This is a genomic window from Lysinibacillus sp. FJAT-14745 (assembly GCF_001275675.1).
Classification (GTDB): Bacteria; Bacillota; Bacilli; order Bacillales_A; family Planococcaceae; genus Lysinibacillus.
This window is the reverse complement of record NZ_LITM01000010.1, coordinates 17359-40084: the sequence shown is the minus strand read 5'-3', so window position 1 is coordinate 40084 and position 22726 is coordinate 17359. Positions and strand designations below refer to the sequence as shown.

The window sequence follows — 22726 nt, the reverse complement described above, 5'->3', positions numbered from 1 at the left end:
TTACGATAGTTTAGCAATAATGCCTTCCTCATCGTCTAGGACGAGTTCGATGCCTGTTGAAAAAGGGTCACCATTTAGGACATCTTTAATCCATACACGTAGTGCGCCAATCATTGCTGCTGTATTGAACATTTCGATTTGACCATTAACTTCAACTTCTGCACCAAAGCCTGTGTCATCATCGTATGTTAGTTCTACAAGTACATCCTCAGGGCGGATGTTTTTATAGTAGGCCTGTGATAAGCAAATTGCATTTATAATATCTTGCTCATTAATTATTTGTGCCATTGTGCTTCCTCTTTACGTTTTTTATCTTTAAACATATTAACAATTTTTACAACTAGCATTATGATAACCATGATGGCTGCAACGTTAATTAATAAGCCTAAAATATTACCAAGCATACCCATACCACTGAAAAGACTTCCGAATAATAAACCAGCTAAGCCACCAAGCATTAAGCCTTTCATAAGGCCGCCTGAGAAGAAGCCACCTTTCTTAGCTGGTGAATCCGTTTTGTTTGTAGAAGTTGTCTTGTTTTTATTTGTTGTTGTATTATTTTGGTCTTTAGTTGTATCCTGAGATTTTTGGAAATTTGAGTTATTGTTATGATTATTGTTTGAGAAGCCTCTTTTACCCGACTTATAGGATTTAGCTTCTGCAGTGGGTGTATCTGAGATGAATAAAGTTGCACCAACAGACGCAAACATAAGTGTCGCTGCAAAAAGAGCAGCAAGGATTTTTTTCATTACTGACATTCCTCCAATATAATTTTTAGTTTTTATCATAAACTAGTTCTTAATTGTAATTTTACATGAACTATCTCGAAAAATAAAATAAACGCTTCCATCAATTTAGGTATATCGACAAATTTGGACAAGTAGTGTCAGAGCCCATAACCGAAAGCTAGGCTGCATGTATTTATAACGTATGCTCTGTATAGAGTTGATTAATAATGAAGATTGGACGTCCCCAGAAATGCGCCCAGTTGGAACGTAAATCAATCCCACGTTATGATGATAAGCGCTTAACAGGGTATATGAAAAGAAAGAAGTGAGACGATAATTTCAACATTATTCCTATTAATTTTAATTTTTTTACTGTTATATATAATGGAAAAAAGGCGTTTTCTCAATGCAGCAGTTCTCGGTTTTTTAGGGTTGTATATTTTAAGCACAATAATTAGTCATCCTTTATTTCTCCCGAATGAGCAGGGGATTGTGTCGAAAATGGGTATAGTCATCATACTTGGAAGTTTCCCGAGTATGATGTTTATTTTATCGATAGCTACGTTTTTTAATAGTAAAGTTTTACTTGAAAAAGAAGGGCGTAAAGTTCGTAATCTATTGTTAGCTATTTTTGGCTTGAGCTTTTTTATCATGATGATTTGGTATGTATTTATAATTTTTACGAATATCGAACATGAAATTTGGTGCGTTTTTAGTTTTTGGCTATACAATGTTTTTATATACAAGCATAATGGCCTATGCTACTCTATATCATTTTACGCCGATCCTTTATGAGCCTAACTATATTATTGTGTTAGGGTCAGGACTAATTGGAGATAAAGTACCACCACTTTTAGCTAGCCGCTTAGACGAGGCAGTAAAGCAATTTCAAAAATATGGTGAACGACCTTATATTATCGTCTCAGGTGGACAGGGAAATGATGAAGAAGTATCAGAAGCATATGCCATGAAAAAATATATAGTTGACGTACATCAAATACCTGCTCAAAAAGTATTAATGGAAGATCAATCTACAAATACTGAACAAAATATGGCATTCTCCAAAAAAATTATGGATAAGCATGCTCAAGGGAAAAAATATCGATCCTTATTTGTAACGAATAATTTTCACGTATTTCGTGCAAGTATTTATGCTAAAAAGGCGAAGCTTGATGCACAAGGTGTTGGTTCGAAGACTGCCTTTTATTATGTACCTAATGCATTTACTCGGGAATTTATCGGCTTATTAGAAATGTATAAATGGATTCATGTCACTGTCTTTTTGTTCATTACATTGTTCATTGGATTAATCTTGAGAGCATATGTGTAACCAATTTCAAACTGTCTTCCATATAATAGTGGTGAGGCAGTTTTTTTCTTCATTTAGTAAATGTTTTTTGCAGTGAAAGCGAAGCGACAGCAACAAGGTTTATCTGTGCGAAAGCAAAGCGACAGCAACAAGGTTTATCTGTGCGAAAGCAAAGCGACAGCAACAAGGTTTATCTGTGCGACAGCAACAAGGTGTTTATCTGTGCGAAAGCAAAGCGACAGCAACAAGGTTTATCTGTGCGAAAGCGAAGCGACAGCAACAACAAGGTTTATCTGTGCGAAAGCGAAGCGACAGCAACAAGGTTTATCTGTGCGAAAGCGAAGCGACAGCAACAAGGTTTTTATCTGTGCGAAAGCGAAGCGACAGCAACAAGGTTTTTATCTGTGTGAAAGCAAAGCGACAGCAACAAAGTTTTTGTCTGTGCGACAGCAACAACAATTACGCCAAGGCGAAATTGATAGTGTGTAAGGGGGGAAACGTATGTATGGGCAATTTTTAGCAAAACAAAATAAAGAGCGAATTGGAGCCCTACAAAAGCTCACGCAAACACAAGATACGTGGTTTGCACAAAACATTAATTTGATAACAGTCGAAGAAGTACAATTAGCAGCCTTGCACAAAATATTATATCAAGTTGTGCGAGGACTTTTGAAAAAAAATCAGCAACGACATTTGCAAATTATTCATCCAGAACAGACACAGTCTGTACAGGAGAATGTGCTGACACTTTTAGCTGAATATGATGATTTATTGCGTGAAGCAATTCCACTCCCTATCTATATTTTCATTTGGCAAGTTTCTTCGCTGGAGAAGTTATCCAATTGCAATGAAGTTGTTGATGATGTACTTGATATATTGGAATGGTATTTTGTTCACCAAAATGAACAGATTGAGGCGTTTGATGAAGAAGATCTAGATCATGAAGAAATCATTGACTTATACAAAGATGCCGTCGAGGAACAAGATGCCGATGCACAATTTCAGCTTGGAGAATATTATAGTGCAATTGACGGCGAATATTTCCGACCAGAAAAGTCAGTAAAATGGTTTGAGTTAGCAGCATCACAAGGTAATGCCGATGCACAATATGCACTTGGTAATTTTTATTTTGAAGGTATAGGTGTTCAAGAAAACTATAATAGAGCTTTTTTATTGTATGAAGCTGCAGCGAAGCAAGGGCATCCAGATGCTGCAAATAATTTAGCAGATATGTATTTTAACGGTGAGGGGGTACTAGAAAATTTGGTACTTGCGAAGAATTGGTTCGACTTCGCCGCTCAAAAAGGTGTGGCAGAGGCCATGTTTACACTCGGAATTATTTACGAGCAGGGATTAGGAATCGACAAAGACGAGGAACAAGCATGTAGCTACTATAAAAAATCTGCAGAAGCAGGCTATGTTGAGGCACAATACAGGCTCGGAGGAATCTATTTAGAGGGACACTTAGGGCAACCTAAAGATGTGAACCGTGGATTATATTGGTATGAAAGAGCTGCAGAGCAATATCATGTCGATGCCTTTTATGATTTGGGCTTTATTTGGAGCCAAGGGTTAGCAGGTATACGAAATATTGAAAAGGGTATTCATTGGTTTAAACAGGCTGCTCTTCAAGGTGATTTGGAGGCTAAATTACAACTAGGGCACATATACAATAAAGGGGAAGGAATAGCTAGAAATATTAAAGAGGCTATAAAGTGGTATGGACTTGCAGCAAATGCGGGAAGTGAGGAAGCTGCAAATTTACTGCAAGAATTAAAAGGGATGTAGGTGTTTTTTATTAAAAAATACTAGGCTTTTAGATTCAATTATTAACTTTTTCTGTATAGATCTTAGGTTCTGTTTTTCGGACATGGGATAGGTGTGTATTACTATAATTAACTGATTGTAAAAATATTAATATAATAAAGCGATAGTACTACAAACTAAAACAAGGAAAAAATAAGCATAAAAAAAACAGAGATGATGTAAATTGGCTACCCAAAAGTATTGTGGTAGCTTTTTTTTTGCTTTGGACAATAAATAAGATAATAGGTACTTTCGTACATTTTATGGTAAAAAATGTATAAATGAAAATTGACAGCTATTTATAAAATGTATAAGGTATATGTGGGATTTTGAAAGAGTAGTTAGTAGCCATAGCTAATTATAAGGTTATTTTGTTATACCGTTTTTTCGCAATATTTTGGAAAATAATGGTGCTTTTCTTCTCGGGTATTAAATAGGGAAATACAGGGTTAATTTTGACCGATAAAAGGATTTTTTGCTTATGTACGCCCATTTTTAGGTAATAGATTAAAATGGTTAACCAACATCCTAAAAGTTGGGGATGACATTTTATAAACATATACTATATAAGTTGATTGGAGTCGAGGCTGGGACGTCCAGTCGGAACGGAAATCAACTCCACATTATGTGATGAGCCTTCCTGATCTCTTATATTTTATGAACGGAATTAGATTTTTCTCAGCTTTTCAAAAGTACACGGCATGAAAGAGGGTAAATGTGTGATTTTTCAAAAACAGAGAAAGACAACGGCGTTAGATTTAGAGCAATTCATTGTAAAAATGGATATAGCGAATCGCCATTCAATAAAAAAGCAAATTGATTTGCTTAAATTGACAAAACGGGATTTACAATATTTAAAAGCCTTTCAACCTTTTGTAGAAGGCAATATTGATAACATTGTTAATCGATTTTATGAAATGATTGTAACTGAGCGTACCCTAGTAGACATTATTAATAAACATAGTTCTGTAGAGAAGCTGAAAATTACTTTACGACGTCATATTATTGAAATGTTTAATGGTACGATTGATGATGATTTTTATCAAAGGCGAGTTAAAATTGCTAAAGTACATGTCCATATCGGGCTTAAAACACAATGGTATATTTGTGCTTTTCAAGATTTAACAGCATCATTTATTGATTTGGTTGAAGAACATATTAATCATCCAATGGATCAGCTTAATACAATTCGAGCCATTTCAAAAATTTCTAATTTTGAGCAACAGTTAGTTTTAGAGGCGTTTGAGCACACAATTGAGCAACTTCATGAAAAAATGGAACGTAGGAAAGAAGCGATAGAGCAAGAAATCGTAGAGTCTTCGGAAGGTCTTGCCACAATATCTCAGGAAACGAACAATTCATTTCATCGCTTAAGTGGACAATCAGAAGAGATTAAACAACTAGCGAAAAAATCACTTCAAGTTTCGACTATGGCTGAGAGTCAGGCATTAGACGGTCGTGAACGGTTAAAGAGTCAATCGCAAAATATGAGTAATATTATTTATTCGCTTGATGATATAGCGGAAAATATTGCACAGTTGACAGATATGTCAAAGGAAATGGAATCGATTATGAATGTTGTGACAAATATTGCTAATCAAACAAACTTGTTGGCATTAAATGCGGCAATAGAAGCAGCTCGTGCTGGAGAAGCGGGTAAAGGCTTTAGTGTTGTTGCAGATGAAGTACGGAAACTATCGATTCAAACAAAGGAATCTGTCACATCGGTAGCAACGTTACTACATAAAACGAATGAGCGAACAGATAAACTAGTTCATTCGCTTAGTAATATTCAAGAAGAGGTAGCTTCTGGTGAGGAAAATATGGTTCAAACAGAAGGACAATTTACTAACATATTAGATGCTATGACTGAAGCCAAAGATCAAAATGGTCGGATGGAAAAAGAAGTACAAGCAATAGTAGAAGTACTAAGTGAATTAGGTATTGCCTTTAATGAAGTGAAAAATTCTGCTGAAAAATTAGCTAGCTTTGCACAAAATTTAAATTAATGGAGAGCTAATCAAAAGGCAAAGAAATTTGTTGTTTCCTATTTTTTTAGGCGCTACTCACTTTTAGGCACAAATAGCACTATATCAACTGTTAATATATAATTTCCGTTAGATAGATTAAAGCCTCTAGCGAATATATACTATAGAAAAAAATGGAGCTATCCAATGCGTTGGATAGCTCCATTTTTGCTAAATTTGTAAAGGGTTTAACGTAATTTTCGAGAAAAAAAGTTTATACTGAGTAAAGAACTAAAAATAGGGGCGGTTAATATGAAAACAGTTGTTGTATTAGGTGGCGGAATTACGGGATTGTGTACGATGCATTATTTACAGCGACAAGTTCAGGAGAAAAACGTAGATGTAAAACTTGTACTTGTTGAAAAAAATACATACCTTGGTGGCAAGCTTCACTCTGCATATGAACAAGGCTTCATCATGGAAACAGGGGCAGATTCTATTGTAGCGCGTCATAAAGGTGTCATGGAGTTAGTAAAGGAGCTTGATTTTGAACATAATCTTGTGTACAACGAAACAGGTATTTCGTATATTTACACAAATAACGAGTTACATGCCATCCCAGCAGACTCAACGTTCGGTATTCCTATGAGCTTACAAGCACTTGAGGAAAGCACGCTTGTATCAGAGGAAGGTAAAAAAGAAGCATTAAAGGATTTAACAATGCCAAATGAAGAGTTTACAAAGGAAAGTTCAATTGGAGAATTTTTAACGTATTATTTAGGTGAGGAGCTTGTTCAAAACCAAATTGCGCCCGTACTTACAGGTGTATATTCTGGAGATTTACATCAACTTTCAATTGCTTCCACTTTACCTTATTTAATCGATTACAAAAATGATTACGGTAGTATTATTAAAGGTTTTGATGCAAACAGAGAACAATTTGTGAAAGCGGCCAATAAAAAATTTATTTCATTTAAAAATGGTTTATCATCACTAATAGATCGACTTGAAGAAACATTAACGGATGTAGAAATTATAAAAGGAGTTGCCACTACTAGTGTTAAAAAGCTGGGGAATCAATATTCTGTTACATTAGAAAACGGTACAGTGATGGAAGCAAATCATGTTGTAATGGCTCTGCCAAATGAATCGGTACAAAGCTTATTGCATGATGAATCTTTAAACGATTATTTTGAACAATTCAATACTGCATCCGCAATTACAATATACTTAGGATTTGATGTACCCGATAATAGATTACCAGCAGATGGAACAGGCTATATTGTGTCACATAATTCGGGTGTTATTTGTAATGCAGCAACGTGGACAAGTCGCAAGTGGAAACACACCTCAGCTGAAGGGAAATTACTTGTACGGCTTTTTTATAAGAGCATTAACCCTGAGTATGAGAGATTGCGTATGATGACAGATGAAGAATTAGCAGCTGTTGCTCTAGATGATGTAAGAAAAAGCTTGGGGATTGAGGAAAAACCAACTGTTGTTGACGTGACTAAATGGATCGACCAGATGCCGAAGTACGACTTGGCACATCGTGAAGCGTTGCAAGGTCTCGTAAAAGAGCTTGAGAAAAACTATCCAAATTTATCAATAGCGGGATGCTCTTATTTTGGAGTGGGCATAGGTGCATGTATTCAAAATGGTAAAAAAATTGGTGAGGAACTTGCTGAAAAACTATCGTAATTGTTTGATATAAAAATTTTTTTCGTGAAATTTACCCTTTGTTCGGTGAAATAGTCTTGACTCAATCGTTCGTAAAGGATATGATTCTTTTAATTATTTGAAAAATTCATACTAAATTCTTATCAAGAGAAGCAGAGGGACTGGCCCTATGAAGCTTCAGCAACCAACTTATTGTCAGGTGCTAAATCCAGAAGACCGTTGTGTCGAAGATGAGAAGGAAAACAATTACGAAACGTTAAAACCTTCTTTTTTTGTGAAAGAAGGTTTTTTTATTTTAACGATAATGGAAGAGAGGCTAGTTTTATGGGATTGCTTGAAAGGTTAAAAACGCATGTTCTTACAGCAGATGGTGCAATTGGTACGGTTTTATATGGCTATGGTTTGGAGTACTGCCATGAGGAAATGAATGTACAGAGACCTGAATTAATTGAAAAGATTCATAGAGAATATATAGCAGCTGGTGCTGATATTATTCAAACGAACACTTATGGGGCTAATGCCATAAAATTAGCCCGCTATGGATTAGAATCTCGTGTGCAGCAGTTTAATGAAGCTGCTATAACGATTGCAAAACGAGCAGCGGCAGATGGTGGACAATTTGTCTTAGGTACTATTGGGGGAATCCGTGGTATTCGTAAAAGTGACGCAACGTTAGAGGAAATTTTAGCAACAGTTGATGAGCAAGCAACTGTTTTACTTGCAGGAAATCCAGATGGCCTTTTACTTGAAACCTACTATGATTTTGAAGAGCTAACAGCGACTTTAACAATGCTACGAGGTAAAACGAAATTACCGATTATTGCTCAAGTTTCTATGCACGAGCCTGGGGTTTTGCAAAATGGAATGAGCTTAAATAACGCCTTACATGAACTTGAAGCGCTAGGTGCTGATATCGTAGGTGTTAACTGCCGCTTAGGCCCTTACCATACTATACAAGCATTTGAAGGTGTAGAGCTTCCTAAGAAGGCATTTATGTCAGCATATCCGAACGCATCTCTTCTTGATTTGGAGGATGGCCGTGTCGTTTATGAGTCAGAGGCAGATTATTTTGGTCGAGCAGCTGTAGAGCTTCGTGATCAGGGGGTACGTTTAATTGGTGGCTGCTGTGGTACAACACCAAAGCATATTGCTGCAGCGAAAAAGTACTTAGAGGAGCTATCCCCGGTTGAGGAAAAGTATGCAAAACCAGAAAAAGTAGCGGTTGTACGTGAGGCAGAGCCACCAAATTATGAGCCATTACATGTAAAAGTAAAACGTGAACGCTCAGTAATAGTGGAGTTAGATACACCAAGACATTTAGAAATCGAAGGCTTTATTGAAGGTGCAAAAAAATTATATGAGGCTGGCGCAGATGTAGTCATGATGGCAGATAATTCACTTGCTTCTCCAAGAATTAGTAATGTCGCAATGGGTGCTTTACTAAAAGAAACGCACGGGGTACGACCATTAACTCATATAACGTGCCGAGATCGTAATTTAATTGGTCTTCAATCACATTTAATGGGATTAAATGCATTAGGGATTCATGATATTTTAGCAGTTACTGGAGATCCGACAAAGGTAGGCGATTTCCCAGGGGCCACTAGCGTTTATGATGTCTCTTCAATGGAACTCATCCAATTAATAAAACAGTTAAATGAAGGTGTATCGTTTTCAGGGAAACCACTTCGTAAAAAGGCGAATTTCTCTGTAGCGGCTGCCTTTAATCCTAATGTACGTGTGCTGGATCGCGCGGTCTCTCGATTAGAAAAGAAAATTGAACATGGGGCAGATTATTTTATTTCACAGCCTGTTTATTCAAAAGAAAAAATCGTGGAAATTTACGAGGCGACAAAGCATTTAGAAACACCAATTTATATAGGTATTATGCCAGTGACGAGCTATAAAAGCGCGGAGTTCTTACATCATGAAGTGCCAGGCATCAAACTATCGGATGATGCGTTAGCACGTATGAAGGCTTGTGGTGATGATAAGGAACGCGCAACATTAGAAGGAATTGCAATTGCTAAGGAATTAGTAGAAGTAGCAGCGGAATATTTCAATGGTATTTACCTTATTACACCATTTTTACGCTACGATATGACACTAGAATTAATGAAATTTATTGAGCAATTTGATGAACAGAAAAAAGGGGTAAGTATAAATGGCTAAGCACTTGATTGAAGAGCAACTAGAGCAACGAATTTTAATTCTTGATGGCGCAATGGGAACAATGCTACAAAATGAAAATTTATCAGCAGAGGATTTTGGCGGCGAGGACTACGATGGCTGTAATGAAAATCTTGTGCTAACTAGACCAGATGTGCTTGAAAAAGTTCATAAAAAATATTTAGAGGTTGGAGCAGATATTATTTGTACAAATACATTTGGAGGGACGCCACTTGTATTAAATGAATATGATCTTGGTGCGAAGGCAGAAGAAATCAATAGACGTGCTGTGGAAATTGCACGCAAAGCGGTAGATGAGTTTTCTACATCCGATTGGCCCCGTTTTGTTGCGGGGGCTATGGGACCAACTACAAAAACCTTGTCGGTTACGGGTGGTATTACATTTGATGAGTTAGAGAAAAACTTTTATGTTCAGGCAAAGGCATTAATCGAAGCCGGAGCAGACGTTCTCTTGTTAGAAACTAGTCAGGATATGCTGAATGTGAAGGCAGGAACATTGGGGGTATCTCGTGCCTTTGAAGCAACTGGAAAAGAGCTACCTGTGATGATATCGGGAACAATTGAACCGATGGGAACGACACTGGCTGGTCAAACAATTGATGCTTTTTACATTTCTATCGAGCATATTAAACCATTGTCAGTGGGCTTAAACTGTGCGACTGGACCAGAGTTTATGACTGATCATATCCGTTCACTAGCAGAGCTTTCAACAGGCTATATTAGCTGTTATCCGAATGCGGGGTTACCTGACGAGGAAGGCTGCTATCATGAGTCACCTGAATCACTGTCGCAGAAGCTAAAAGGCTTTGCAGAGAAGGGCTGGTTGAATATTGTTGGAGGCTGCTGTGGTACAACGCCGACACATATTGCTGCTATTCGAGAAGTGCTAAAGGACGAAAAGCCTCGCCAATTACCAGATGCAACACATGGTCATGTAGTATCAGGTATAGAGCCGTTAGTGTATGACGATTCTATGCGTCCATTATTTATTGGGGAACGGACAAATGTAATCGGCTCTCGTAAGTTTAAAAATTTAATTATTGATGGGAAGTTTGAGGAAGCGGCAGAAATCGCGCGCGCTCAGGTGAAAAATGGAGCACATGTGATCGATATTTGTTTAGCAAATCCTGACCGCGATGAACTAGCGGATATGCGTGGTTTTATGCAGGAGGTTGTAAAAAAAGTAAAAGTACCTCTTGTGATCGACTCGACAGATGAAAAAGTAATTGAGGAAGCACTTAAGTTTTCTCAAGGGAAAGCTATCATTAATTCTATTAACTTAGAAGATGGCGAAGAGCGTTTTGACGCAGTTTTACCGTTAGTGAAAAAATATGGTGCCTCTTTAGTTGTAGGAACAATTGATGAACAAGGCATGGCAGTTGATCGACATCGCAAGCTAGAGATTGCTGAACGTTCATATCAATTGTTAACAGAAAAATGGGGTATTGCTCCAGAAGATATTATTTTTGACCCATTAATGTTCCCTGTAGGTACTGGAGATGAACAGTATATTGGCTCAGCGCTTGAAACAGTGGAAGGAATTCGCCTTATTAAAGAAAAAATGCCACGTACATTAACGGTGCTTGGTGTAAGTAATATTTCGTTCGGATTACCACCAGTAGGTCGTGAAGTATTAAACGCTGTGTATTTATATCACTGTACACAGGCTGGTTTAGATTATGCAATTGTGAATACGGAGAAGCTAGAACGTTATGCATCCATTCCTGAGGTAGAGATTAAGCTAGCAAATGATTTGCTCTTCCATACAAATGATGAAACATTAGCGGTCTTCACGGATTTCTATCGTGATAAAAAGAAAGAAAAAACAGAGGCAGATATTCCGAAAACAGTAGAAGGTCGCTTAGCTTACTATATTTTAGAAGGTACAAAGGAAGGGCTTATTGAGGATTTAGAGGCTGCTCGTGAAATTTTCGAAACACCGCTTGCTATTATTAATGGACCTTTAATGGATGGAATGGCAGAGGTTGGCCGCTTATTTAACGATAATCAGCTGATCGTAGCAGAAGTATTACAATCAGCAGGGGTTATGAAAGCAGCAGTAGCACATTTAGAGCAATTTATGGAGAAAGATGAAGAGAGTGCTGGCAAGGGGAAAATGGTACTTGCTACTGTCAAAGGTGATGTGCATGATATTGGGAAAAACCTTGTCGATATTATTTTAAGTAATAATGGCTATAAGGTTGTTGATCTCGGCATTAAAGTAACACCTGCCCAATTAATAGAAGCTATTCGCAAAGAAAAGCCAGATTTCATCGGGCTTTCAGGCTTACTTGTAAAATCTGCCCAGCAAATGGTTATTACAGCTCAAGATTTCAAGGAAGCGGGTATTGACGTACCTATTTTAGTAGGGGGAGCGGCATTATCTCGTCGCTTTACGGAAACAAAAATTGCCGACGAATATAATGGACCTGTCATTTATTCAAAGGATGCGATGCAAGGATTAGAACAGGCAAATCGGTTAATGGGGACAGATACACGTGCAGATTTCTTAGCTGAAATTAAGGAATCTCGGGAAAAACGCTTAGAGGCCGACGAGAAAAGAGCGGCTCGCCCTGCAAAAGAAGTAATTATAAAGCCTGTACGCACAGTAAAGGGAGCGTCTGTCTATCTTCCAGCTGATGTGCGACGCCATGTAAAAAGAGAATATGCTGTTTCGCATTTATATCCATATGTTAATATGCGGACATTACTAGGACATCATCTAGGTTTAAAGGGTCAAGTACAGCAATTACTTGATGCTGGCGATGCAAGAGCAACGGAGTTAAAAGATTTAGTCGACGATTATTTAAAAAGTGACCTATTGAAACCATCAGGTATGTATCAGTTTTTCCCTGCACAAGCCGATGGGGATGATGTAGTCGTTTATGATCCAGCGGATAGCAAAACAGAAATTGAACGATTTACCTTCCCGCGTCAGCAAGTTGAACCGTTTTTATGTCTTGCAGATTTCCTAAAAACAGTTGAAAGCGGTGAAATGGACTATATTGCCTTAATGGTGGTAACGGCAGGACAAGGGGTTATGGCGAAGGCTCGTCAGCTAAAAGAAGAAGGGAAATTCCTTGAAAGTCATGCATTACAATCTACAGCCCTTGAGCTTGCGGAAGGCTTTGCGGAACGTATGCACCAAGAAATTCGTGACCAGTGGGGCTTCCCAGATGCGACAGAATTTACGATGCGCGATCGTTTCGCGGCAAAATATCAAGGACAGCGCTTCTCATTCGGCTATCCAGCATGTCCGAACTTAGAAGATCAAGAGAAATTGTTTGGCTTATTAAAACCAGAGGACATTGGTGTGCATTTAACGGAAGGCTTTATGATGGAACCAGAAGCTTCTGTTTCAGCAATCGTCTTTGCACATCCAGATGCTCGATATTTTAATGTATGATGCAAGAAAAAGTAGTAAACTTATGTAATAGTAATTAGTAATTAGCCCTTTTAAAGTTGGGACGTGAGTATGATGATTCGATTAATGGAAGAGAAAGATTTGCCCGAGGTCTTAACCATCTACAATGACATTATTTTAACAAGCAAAGCCGTTTATCGATATGAAACACAATCGTTAGAAGAAAAAAAGCAATGGTTCAAGGAGCAGGGAAAAGCTAGCAATCCTCTACTTGTCTTTGACGAAAACGGCTCAGTAGCTGGCTTCGCAACATATAGTCAGTTCCGTCCATATCCGGGCTATAAACACACTATGGAGCACTCAGTATATGTGCATAAAGATCATTATCAAAAGGGGATTGCTACAAAGTTAATGCATGAACTTATTCGAATTGCAGAAGAGCAAGGTGTGAAGACACTCATAGCGGGCATTGATGGTGAAAACATTGACAGCATTAAAGTACATGAAAAACTAGGCTTTGAATATGCAGGGACAATTAAAAATGCGGGCTATAAATTTGGACAGTGGCTAGACCTTGTGTTCTATCAGCTACATTTAACTGGACCAAAAGCGTAGAAAGGATATGACAAATGTCATATCCTTTTTATGATGTTTGCGTCTGTGTTTGATTATATTCTTGTTTTATGATGAGGTCATAAGAAAAAGGAAACGAGGGAGTAAAACGATGGCAACAGATAAAGAAAAAACAAAAAAGCTGCGCCAAGATGTTGCACCATTTGCGAAATCTGATACAGCTAAAAGTATTTTTCAAATGGTCAATACAATTGTACCGTTAATCGCTCTATGGGTAGCTGGATATATGTTAGTGGATATTTCACCATGGTTAACAGTTGGTTTAAGTATAATTTCTGCTGGTTTTGTCGTAAGAACATTTATCATTTTCCATGATTGTACACACGGTTCATTTTTCAAAAATAAAAAAGCAAACGACTGGGTTGGTTTTGTAACTGGGGTGTTAACATCATTCCCATATGAAAAATGGAAGCGTGAGCATACAATTCACCACGCAACTAGCTCGAACTTAGACAAGCGTGGTATTGGTGATATTGATATGATGACAGTGGAAGAGTTTTTACAAGCATCTAAAGGACAACGTTTATGGTATCGTTTTTACCGTAATCCATTCGTAATGTTTGGCTTAGGACCACTATTTATGGTGTTAATTTTAAACCGTCGTAATCGTAATGACGCTAAACAGAAAGAACGTTTTAACACTTATTTAACAAATGTAGTCATCACAGGAATTTGTGTTGCGTTAATTTACTTTATGGGTTGGCAAACATTCTTATTAGTACACGGTGTAACATTGTATGTTGCTGCTTCTCTTGGCATTTGGTTATTTTTTATCCAACATACGTATGAAGATTCTTATTTTGAGCATGAATCAGAGTGGGATTATGTAAAGGCTGCTGTTGAAGGTAGCTCGTATTATAAATTACCAAAGCTATTACAATGGATGACAGGCAATATTGGCTTCCACCATGTACATCATTTAGCTCCACGTGTACCGAACTATAATCTTGAACAGGCGCATAATGAAATACCGCCATTACACACTGCAACGACTATTACATTACGTAAAAGCTTAGAATCATTACGCTTCAAGTTATATGATGAAGATCAAGGTAGGTTTGTATCCTTTAAAGACATTAATGAAATAATCAAACGAAAAGCAAGTGGCAGTTTTGCTGCTTAGTAAAAAAATTTTCAGCCATCTCTTCTAAGGGATGGCTGTTTTACATAAATGAGTTGTATATGGCAGATGAAGTAATTACTATGTTAAATGCGATTGTACAGCTGTCACGCTTAAAACCATGTTTGGGCACAAAATTAATTTTCTTGTTATAATGAGGGAAAAGTAGGAAAGAGCGTGAGATTATGTTGAGGAAATGGCATAGTATTGTTCCGAATAGTCCAATGCTCAGTATATATTTATGGATTATTTTTTGTTTTCTGCCGTTTTTCTTTATTTTTAGAAAATCATCCTATATAGAAATATCAATAGGTATTACATTTTTAATGCTCTATTTTATTTTTTATCGGTTTTCCATGAATTCGAAAAGCGGTCTTGTTTATATGTGGATTAGCTTTGGGATGGCCATAAATATCGTTATGACCATATTGTATGGCTATGTGTATTTATCAATTTTTACAGCTTTCTTCATAGGAAATATTCGTAAACCTGTAGGCTTCTATATTATATATGGATTACATATTGGTTTTACGGTTATTTCGACAGGTGTTGGCTTCTTTATTGAGCTACAATTATTTTTATCACAACTACCATTTGTTGTTTTAACGATTTTAGTGGTGGTGCTTATGCCACTAACGATTTATTCAAAAAATAAACGTGAAAATTTAGAGGGTCAGCTTGAGACTGCTAATGAACGAATAGCTGAGTTAATTGTTTTTGAAGAAAGACAACGTATTGCCCGTGACTTACATGATACGCTCGGTCAAAAATTATCGATGATAGGCTTGAAAAGTGACTTAGCTTCAAGATTGATTGAACGTGATCCACAGCAGGCTCTAACAGAGATTAAGGATATTCGTCAAACGGCGAGTATCGCATTAAAAGAGGTGCGTGAATTAGTATCAGATATGCGAACAGCTAGGTTTGAGGATGAGCTTATGCGTATTTCTCAAATATTAAAGGCGGCCGAAATGGAATTCGTATTTGATGGAGATAAAGATAAACTGCAAGTTCCACCACTTGTAGAAAATGTATTATCCATGTGCTTAAAAGAGGCCGTTAATAATGTCGTTAAGCATAGTGGTGCTACAAAATGCGAAATAGCCTTCCATCAAAATTTTAAGGAAGTATATTTAGTAGTTCGTGATAATGGACATGGAATCACGAAAAAACAAGCTTGGAAGACTGGTAACGGATTGAAGGGAATGCGTGAACGCTTAGAGTTTATAAACGGTTCCTTTAAAATCGAAAGTGAAGAGGGTACTACATTAACAGTGTCGATTCCAGTGGCGATTACGCATCAGAAGGTCAAAGAAAATCTGAAGAACATATAGAAAAGAGGATTGTGACATGATACGAATTGTAATTGCTGAAGATCAGGGTATGCTATTAGGTGCACTTCGTTCTTTACTTAGTATGGAGGATGATATGGAGGTCGTCGGCTTAGCGAAAAATGGTGAGGAAGCATTGGCGCTTGTAGAAGAGTATCAGCCTGATATTTGTATTATGGATATTGAAATGCCATTGAAAACAGGCTTGGATGCTGCCGAGGAGCTGCATAACTCTGATTCCGATTGTAAAGTAATTATATTAACGACATTTGCAAGGCCGGGTTATTTTGAGCGTGCAAGAAAGGCTAGCGTTCGAGGCTACCTATTAAAGGATAGTCCAATAGAAGAATTGGTCAGTGCCATTCGCACGATTATGGATGGCAAAAGAATTTATGCGCCTGAACTCGTTGATTTTGTTTATGAGGATGATAGTGAAAATCCTTTAACTGACCGTGAGAGCCAAGTACTGACACTTGTTGCAGAGGGGAAGACGACAAAAGAAATTGCCGCAGAATTATTTTTATCGGCAGGGACTGTTCGCAACTATATCTCAACAATTTTAGAAAAATTAAATGTTGGGAATCGCATTGAAGCTATTGCACGCTTTAAAGAAAAAGGCTGGAATAAATAATGAATACCTTTATACCTAAGAACGTGTATGGGTTGAATATAGACAAAAGGCATTGGATAATTTAAAATTCAGTGCCTTTTGTCATGATAAAAAGACATTAGGGTATTGTCTTTTTAGACTACTAATGATAATATTTAGAAAACTATAAATATTTTAATAGGAAGGGTGCCAATGATTATGGGAAAAATTATGAAAGTTACTTCAACAGCATTATTAGCAACAACTTTTGCCGTGACTAGCGCATATCCTTCAGCTGTTTTTGCTGCAAGCAACGATATGGTTAATCCAGTAGTTGAGACGGAGACATCTATCCCATCACAAAGTGGTATGGATCTAGCTGTTCAGGCGGCATTAGTCGGTCCTGAAATCAAAAAATTAAATGTACTAGGTCATGAATTTAATGTAAAACCAGCTTCTATTTCGAAAAAGAATGATCTAACAGTTGTAAATGGGCAGATTTCCCATCACTTAAGCTGGCGTCCGGATGATCAGTTATACTACCGTATTGATATAGAAAATGGAGAAGTGAAGAAAGTAGATATTAAAATTGACCGTGGAGGTTGGACAAGTTTATCTGCTCCGTTTCTTGCTACATTAGCACAAAAGAATGATATCCCGATTACGCTCGAAATGATACAAGAACTTGGGCAAAAATTAGGTAGTCTTATTGACGGTAAATGGGAGAATGCAGCAGAAGCAATTGTGTCAGCCATCGCTTTACATGTCGAATAATATAAAACTGTAATCAGTGGGGGCTTTTTTTCATCCCCACTGATTATTTTTATGACACGTTTTTAATAGTGTTTGAGAGATCAGAGTTTGAAAATCCATAACAAAAGCCAGAAGCTTATTCAATAAAGCTTCTGGCTTCTTTATGTGGGACCTTATTTTTTACGTTTTGTTAAACGTCCAAGAACGAATGCACCTGCTGCTACAGCAAGAACTGTATTCGTTTTTTTCGTAAATACTTGTTTTGTAACAAGATTAAGATTTTGAGGACGCTCCGCTAAACGGCGCATAAAGTAGCCGTACCAATCTTCGCCGAATGGTACATATACACAGAAGTTATAGCCTTCTTTTGCAAGCTCTTTTTGCATTTCTGTACGGAAGCCGTAAAGCATTTGGAATTCGAATTTATCAAGTGGAATATTATTGTCAGCTACAAAACGTTTTACGTGTGCAATAACATTATGGTCATGTGTTGCGATGGACGTAAATTTACCATGTAGTAAATGATATTCGATTAACTCGATGAAATTTAAATCAATATCTAATTTATCTTGGAAAGCAACCTCGACAGGCTCCTTATAAGCACCTTTTACGATACGAAGGCGATAGTCCTTGAATTTTTCGATGTCGTCTTTAGCACGGTAAAAATAAGATTGGATAACAGTGCCCACATTATTAAACGTTTTGGATAGCTCTTCTACCATATCAAAGGATGTTTGTAAACGACCGTAGTCTTCCATATCAAAGTTAACGAATATATCATATGCTGCTGCTTTTTCTACAATTTCATATAACTGATCGTAGCAAAAATCAACATCAATATCTAAACCTAATTGCGATGGCTTTAATGAAATATGTGCATCAACGTCGTTTTTATGAATAGCCTCGATAACAGCAAGGATTTGTTCTTTAGCTTTTGTTGCTTCTTCTTCAGTTGAAACAAATTCCCCTAAATTATCTACTGTGCAAGAGATTTTATGTGCGTTAAGCTCTTTGATGCTCGCAATCGTTTCTTCAATATTTGTACCAGCTACTACACTTTGTGCTCCTAATTTTAGTCCGTATTTTTTAGCAGTACTATTTAATAGTTGGTTTTCAGATAAATGGATGAAAAAATCGCGTAATAACATGGTCATTCTCCTCACTGCATTTCTTTTTTCTATATTATAGCACAATTTAGAAAATAAATAATTGTTTTTACTATAACAATTATTTCCCTTCAAGTAGTTGCATGCGCTCATTAAAAAGTGCAGGATAGCTTAAAAAACCTATCATTATGCTCGATAATGTCGCTGCTGTAAGCAGGGCGAAAATGATTAATAGTTGGAATTGCACCGCTTGAATAGGGTCTGCTCCGCCGATTATTTGGCCACTCATCATACCTGGTAATTGAACAAGACCAATTGTTTTTTGGCTTTCAATTGTAGGAATCATACTTGCCTTTATCGCATTCATTAGCTGTCGATGAATGGCCTGCTTTGGTGTGCCGCCAAGCGATAAAATTAACTCTATGTCATTCTGATGACTTGCAATTTCCGATGTAAAACGATTTAAAAATAGAACCGATAATACCATTGAATTACCAATCATCATGCCACTAATTGGAATAATATACTGCGCTGTTGCAGGTACAATATCAAAACCAAGCAATACTCCTTGCGTAACAAATTCTACTACAATGAGAGTCAGTGCTATTTTCCATGTAATACCTTTAATGCCTTTCCCTTTTTTACGAGCATTTAGTGTTGCTACTATAATCATTAATGCAACCATAAGGAAAATATAAAGATAGCTTTGAGCATCAAAGACAAATTTTAAAATGTAACCGACGGCAAGTAGTTGAATAATAGAACGAATAGTAGCGATGAGTGTATCTTTTTCAAGTCCTAGCTTTAAGGTTTTTGACAATAGAAGAGGAATTAACACAAAAATTAACGTTAAGGAAAGCGAAGCATACGTCATACATTCACCCCCTGTACAAATTCAGCGACACGTGGATTTTTAGGTGCATTAAGTAAGGAGCTTTTTCCTGTTTCGATAAGCTCCCCGTCCATCATGACCCATGTATAGTGTCCGATTGTCAGCGCTTGCTGTAAATTATGAGTTATCCAAATGATTGTGACATTAAACTTTTTATTGATTGTAGCAATAAGTGTCTCAATTTCCTGCACAGATTGACGGTCTAGTGCAGATGTGATTTCATCTAGCAATAAAATGGAGGATTGATTAATAAGTGTTCTTGCTATAGAAACTTTTTGTCGTTGTCCACCTGATAATTTATTCGTAGGGCGTTGTAAAAAGCTTTGATCGAGTCCGACATCTTGTAAATATTGGATGGCTTCTTGCTCTGTAAGCTTTTCTCCTTGTAATGAACGAGGAAGTGCAAGATTGTCAAATACAGTACCTTCTATCATAGGAGCCGCTTGAAGAGCCATACTCACATGCCTTCTTAAAGCGGTTGGCTCGTATGTAGAAATGCCTTGATTATCAATTAATATTTGACCATCTGTAGGGGATAGTAGTCCATTGCACAATTTAAGTAGAGTGGTTTTTCCAGCACCTGAAGGGCCGACTAATGTAGTGATTTTTCCTTTTGGGAAAGAACCAGTAATCGATTTTAATATCATCTTGTCATTCGATGAAAAGGTGACTTGTTGAAAATGAATAGCAGGCTCATATGATGTATTCATAAAGTTAAAACTCCTTTATACTAATAGGTAAAATAACTGTAGCATGAAACAAAGGGAAGCTAAAGACATTTAACAGACAGTAGGAAATAATTAAGCTAAGGGGGATAGAGAATGGATGTATTATATGTAGATACATTAACAAATGCACAGGGTAATATGTATATCGTTGCTTCAGATGAAGGACTTGTATATATCGGAACACCAAAAGCACCATTTGAAGAGGTGGAAGTGTGGGCAAAAAAGTCATTTAAAGGCTATCGCTTTGAAGAGAATAAAGAAAAGTTACAGCAATATGTTAAGCAATTAACGGCTTATTTTAATAAAGAGCTTACTGAATTTGATGTGCCGATACATGTCAAAGGGACACCGTTTCAACTAGCAGTATGGGATGCGTTGAAGGAGCTACCATATGGTACAACGACAACGTACTCAGATATTGCACACCGCATCGGTAATCCGAAAGCAGTAAGAGCTGTAGGGAGTGCGATCGGTGCCAATCCAATATTGGCGATTATTCCATGTCATCGTGTAATTGGAAAAGATGGTAAGCTAACAGGTTTTCGTAGTGGGCTAGCTATGAAAGAATTTTTACTTGAGCTAGAGAGAGCCTAAAAAGAAGAATCTGCATATGCTGCTTAAGGCGTGTGCAGATTCTTGTTCTTTGTTGCACAGGAATAAAAGCTCATTGAACACTATACATGTTCTTCTTGGACCTTGGTGTGTGTTTTACCGAAATGAGTTAGACGCTGAGCAAATGTTTCTCCTCGTACAGCAGAACCTTTGAAAATATCCTGAAATTCATAAGCAGGGGCGCCATGTTCGATGACATCTAAGCCAGCGATTTCTTCCTCAGCGGAAACTCGTAATGGCACAAATGCTTTTATTATAAATAAACCTGCTGTTACTGAAACGCTAACCCAGGCAATTGTAGCGATAACCCCAATGGCTTGCACACCTAATAGGCCAAAGCCTCCTCCGTAAAATAATCCTTGACCACCAATATCAAACAAGCCAACTGCAAGAGTACCCCAAGCACCACAGATACCATGCACAGCAATTGCACCAACAGGATCATCAATTTTTAATTTCCATTCAATAAAGCGGACGCCCTCAACTAATAATGGAGCAGCGATCATACCGATAATGATTGAACCGATAATACTAACATTAGCAGCACCGGCGGTAATAGCTACGAGCCCTGCTAAAGCACCGTTTAATGTTAGTGAGCCATCAATATGACCATATCGAAACTGTGTATAAAAGGCAGTAGCGACAACTCCAGCAGCCGCTGCAAAAAATGTATTTGCGATTACGATAGGAACAAGTTTAGGATCGGCAGCTAATGTAGAGGCACCATTGAAGCCGAACCAACCAAACCAAAGTAAAAATACGCCTAAAGCTCCTAGTGGAATGCTATGTCCTGTAATAACGTTAACACGACCATTTTCATATTTACCAAGACGGGGGCCGACCATAATCGCTGCTATAAATGCTGCAACTGCACCTGATAAGTGAACAACCGTAGATCCAGCGAAGTCAACAAAGCCAAGATCTGTTAACCAACCTTGACCACTCCAAACCCAATGACCGACAACAGGATAAACAAGTGATGACATGAGAATAATAACGCCGATATAAGCGAAGATATTAGTACGTTCTGCCACTGTTCCAGATAAAATTGTTGCTCCAGTTGCTGCAAACATTGTTTGGAAGATAAAGAAAGAAAAATCATCTACACCGTTTAAAGCGAAGCCACTTGTACCGAAGATACCGCCAACTGAATCACCAAACATAATAGCGTAACCACAGAGAAAATAGACAATGCCGCCAAGTGAAATAGTTAGGAAGTTTTTCATGATAATATTGACTGCGTTTTTTGAGCGTGTAAAGCCAGCTTCAACCATCGCAAATCCTGCATGCATAAAGAAGACTAAAATCGTACCGAGCATCATCCAAACTAAATTTATAGATAATGTTATTTCATCCATATATATCGCCCCCTTATTCTACTGCAATTGATCCGACTTCTTTAGTGCGGATACGAATTGCTTGTTCTACAGGATAAATAAAGATTTTACCATCTCCAACTTCGCCGGTTGCAGCATCACGTAATAAAACTTCTACAATTGGATCTACTTTTTCGTCATCCACAATCATTTCTAATTTCAACTTCGGCAAAAATTCAATTTCATAGGTATTTCCACGAAATAACCCAGTCCGACCTAATTGCCTTCCGCAACCAGCAATTTCAGAAACACTCAGTCCTGCAATTCCTTCCTGTGCCAGTCCGTCCCTAACAGCACCGAAAACTTCGGGACGAATGATTGCTTCTATTTTTTTCATCACTACCAGCTCCTTGTCGTAATTTTAATTTACATGTTAAAACGGCATAAAAAACAGTGCAATTATTTTTTTGTAATGCATGTTACGTTTTGTTACATCGTATATTTCGCGTTTCGTAATAGTTTGCTAAAAAGGTTTTTATAGAAGGAATGAAAGCGGTACTAAAAAATGTGTCTAAAATGTGTACGATTCGAAATTTTCTGAT

Annotated in this window: 20 protein-coding genes and 1 riboswitch; of the genes, 13 read left to right on the top strand and 7 right to left on the bottom strand. The window is 37.4% G+C overall.

Going from position 1 to position 22726, the window contains the following annotated elements:
- Positions 1 to 288 (bottom strand): DUF2653 family protein, encoded by a 288-nt coding sequence (locus tag AMS59_RS18175; RefSeq protein WP_053485155.1) that lies wholly within the window; start codon positions 286 to 288, stop codon positions 1 to 3.
- Positions 276 to 749: a hypothetical protein gene (locus AMS59_RS18170; protein WP_053485154.1), complete on the bottom strand. Its 474-nt coding sequence runs from the start codon at positions 747 to 749 to the stop codon at positions 276 to 278. The genes AMS59_RS18175 and AMS59_RS18170 overlap by 13 nt, the downstream gene beginning before the upstream one ends.
- 673 nt (positions 750 to 1422) lie before the next feature.
- Between AMS59_RS18170 and AMS59_RS26425 the strand changes: the two genes are divergently transcribed.
- The 12 genes from AMS59_RS26425 to AMS59_RS18110 all read left to right on the top strand — a co-directional run bounded on the left by AMS59_RS26425 (position 1423) and on the right by AMS59_RS18110 (position 17491).
- Positions 1423 to 2058 (top strand): YdcF family protein, encoded by a 636-nt coding sequence (locus tag AMS59_RS26425; RefSeq protein WP_234007843.1) that lies wholly within the window; start codon positions 1423 to 1425, stop codon positions 2056 to 2058.
- Between the two features lie 72 nt (positions 2059 to 2130).
- Entirely contained in the window at positions 2131 to 2526 is a 396-nt protein-coding gene (locus AMS59_RS18160; RefSeq protein ID WP_234007842.1) for a hypothetical protein, read from the top strand.
- 12 nt (positions 2527 to 2538) lie between these two features.
- Positions 2539 to 3825: an SEL1-like repeat protein gene (locus AMS59_RS18155; protein WP_053485152.1), complete on the top strand. Its 1287-nt coding sequence runs from the start codon at positions 2539 to 2541 to the stop codon at positions 3823 to 3825.
- A 737-nt stretch (positions 3826 to 4562) separates the two neighbouring features.
- On the top strand, positions 4563 to 5852 hold the full coding sequence (locus AMS59_RS18150) for a methyl-accepting chemotaxis protein (RefSeq protein WP_053485151.1): 1290 nt from the start codon (positions 4563 to 4565) through the stop codon (positions 5850 to 5852).
- A 270-nt stretch (positions 5853 to 6122) separates the two neighbouring features.
- Entirely contained in the window at positions 6123 to 7511 is a 1389-nt protein-coding gene (locus AMS59_RS18145) for a protoporphyrinogen oxidase (RefSeq protein WP_053485150.1), read from the top strand.
- Between the two features lie 116 nt (positions 7512 to 7627).
- Positions 7628 to 7727, top strand: a riboswitch (SAM riboswitch).
- 87 nt (positions 7728 to 7814) lie between these two features.
- Complete coding sequence (locus AMS59_RS18140) at positions 7815 to 9662, top strand: bifunctional homocysteine S-methyltransferase/methylenetetrahydrofolate reductase (RefSeq protein WP_053485149.1); 1848 nt, start codon at positions 7815 to 7817, stop codon at positions 9660 to 9662.
- The gene (gene metH, locus AMS59_RS18135; RefSeq protein ID WP_053485148.1) at positions 9655 to 13086 is read left to right on the top strand and encodes a methionine synthase; all 3432 of its coding nucleotides are present in this window, start codon (positions 9655 to 9657) and stop codon (positions 13084 to 13086) included. Before AMS59_RS18140 ends, metH begins: the two co-directional genes overlap by 8 nt.
- Before the next feature lie 72 nt (positions 13087 to 13158).
- Positions 13159 to 13659, top strand: a complete 501-nt coding sequence (locus tag AMS59_RS18130; protein WP_053485147.1) for a GNAT family N-acetyltransferase — start codon at positions 13159 to 13161, stop codon at positions 13657 to 13659.
- Between the two features lie 109 nt (positions 13660 to 13768).
- Entirely contained in the window at positions 13769 to 14800 is a 1032-nt protein-coding gene (locus AMS59_RS18125) for a fatty acid desaturase (RefSeq protein WP_053485146.1), read from the top strand.
- A gap of 380 nt (positions 14801 to 15180) precedes the next feature.
- The gene (locus AMS59_RS18120) at positions 15181 to 16131 is read left to right on the top strand and encodes a sensor histidine kinase (protein WP_053485145.1); all 951 of its coding nucleotides are present in this window, start codon (positions 15181 to 15183) and stop codon (positions 16129 to 16131) included.
- Between the two features lie 16 nt (positions 16132 to 16147).
- Positions 16148 to 16759, top strand: a complete 612-nt coding sequence (locus AMS59_RS18115) for a response regulator transcription factor (RefSeq protein ID WP_053485144.1) — start codon at positions 16148 to 16150, stop codon at positions 16757 to 16759.
- A 177-nt stretch (positions 16760 to 16936) separates the two neighbouring features.
- Positions 16937 to 17491, top strand: a complete 555-nt coding sequence (locus AMS59_RS18110; protein ID WP_234007841.1) for a methyltransferase — start codon at positions 16937 to 16939, stop codon at positions 17489 to 17491.
- 152 nt (positions 17492 to 17643) lie between these two features.
- Here AMS59_RS18110 and AMS59_RS18105 read toward each other — a convergent pair whose 3' ends face one another.
- The 3 genes from AMS59_RS18105 to AMS59_RS18095 all read right to left on the bottom strand — a co-directional run bounded on the left by AMS59_RS18105 (position 17644) and on the right by AMS59_RS18095 (position 20178).
- A complete protein-coding gene (locus tag AMS59_RS18105) occupies positions 17644 to 18618 on the bottom strand; it encodes a proline dehydrogenase family protein (RefSeq protein ID WP_053485142.1) in 975 nt (324 codons plus the stop codon).
- 79 nt (positions 18619 to 18697) lie between these two features.
- Positions 18698 to 19450, bottom strand: a complete 753-nt coding sequence (gene fetB / locus AMS59_RS18100) for an iron export ABC transporter permease subunit FetB (RefSeq protein WP_053485141.1) — start codon at positions 19448 to 19450, stop codon at positions 18698 to 18700.
- Positions 19447 to 20178, bottom strand: a complete 732-nt coding sequence (locus tag AMS59_RS18095; protein ID WP_053485140.1) for an ATP-binding cassette domain-containing protein — start codon at positions 20176 to 20178, stop codon at positions 19447 to 19449. Before AMS59_RS18095 ends, fetB begins: the two co-directional genes overlap by 4 nt.
- Before the next feature lie 111 nt (positions 20179 to 20289).
- Between AMS59_RS18095 and AMS59_RS18090 the strand changes: the two genes are divergently transcribed.
- Positions 20290 to 20790: a methylated-DNA--[protein]-cysteine S-methyltransferase gene (locus AMS59_RS18090; protein ID WP_053485139.1), complete on the top strand. Its 501-nt coding sequence runs from the start codon at positions 20290 to 20292 to the stop codon at positions 20788 to 20790.
- 80 nt (positions 20791 to 20870) lie between these two features.
- Here the strand turns inward: AMS59_RS18090 and AMS59_RS18085 are convergent, their stop codons facing one another.
- Positions 20871 to 22166: an ammonium transporter gene (locus AMS59_RS18085; protein WP_053485138.1), complete on the bottom strand. Its 1296-nt coding sequence runs from the start codon at positions 22164 to 22166 to the stop codon at positions 20871 to 20873.
- 13 nt (positions 22167 to 22179) lie between these two features.
- Positions 22180 to 22521: a P-II family nitrogen regulator gene (locus AMS59_RS18080; RefSeq protein ID WP_053485137.1), complete on the bottom strand. Its 342-nt coding sequence runs from the start codon at positions 22519 to 22521 to the stop codon at positions 22180 to 22182.
- Between the last annotated feature and the right edge of the window lie 205 nt (positions 22522 to 22726).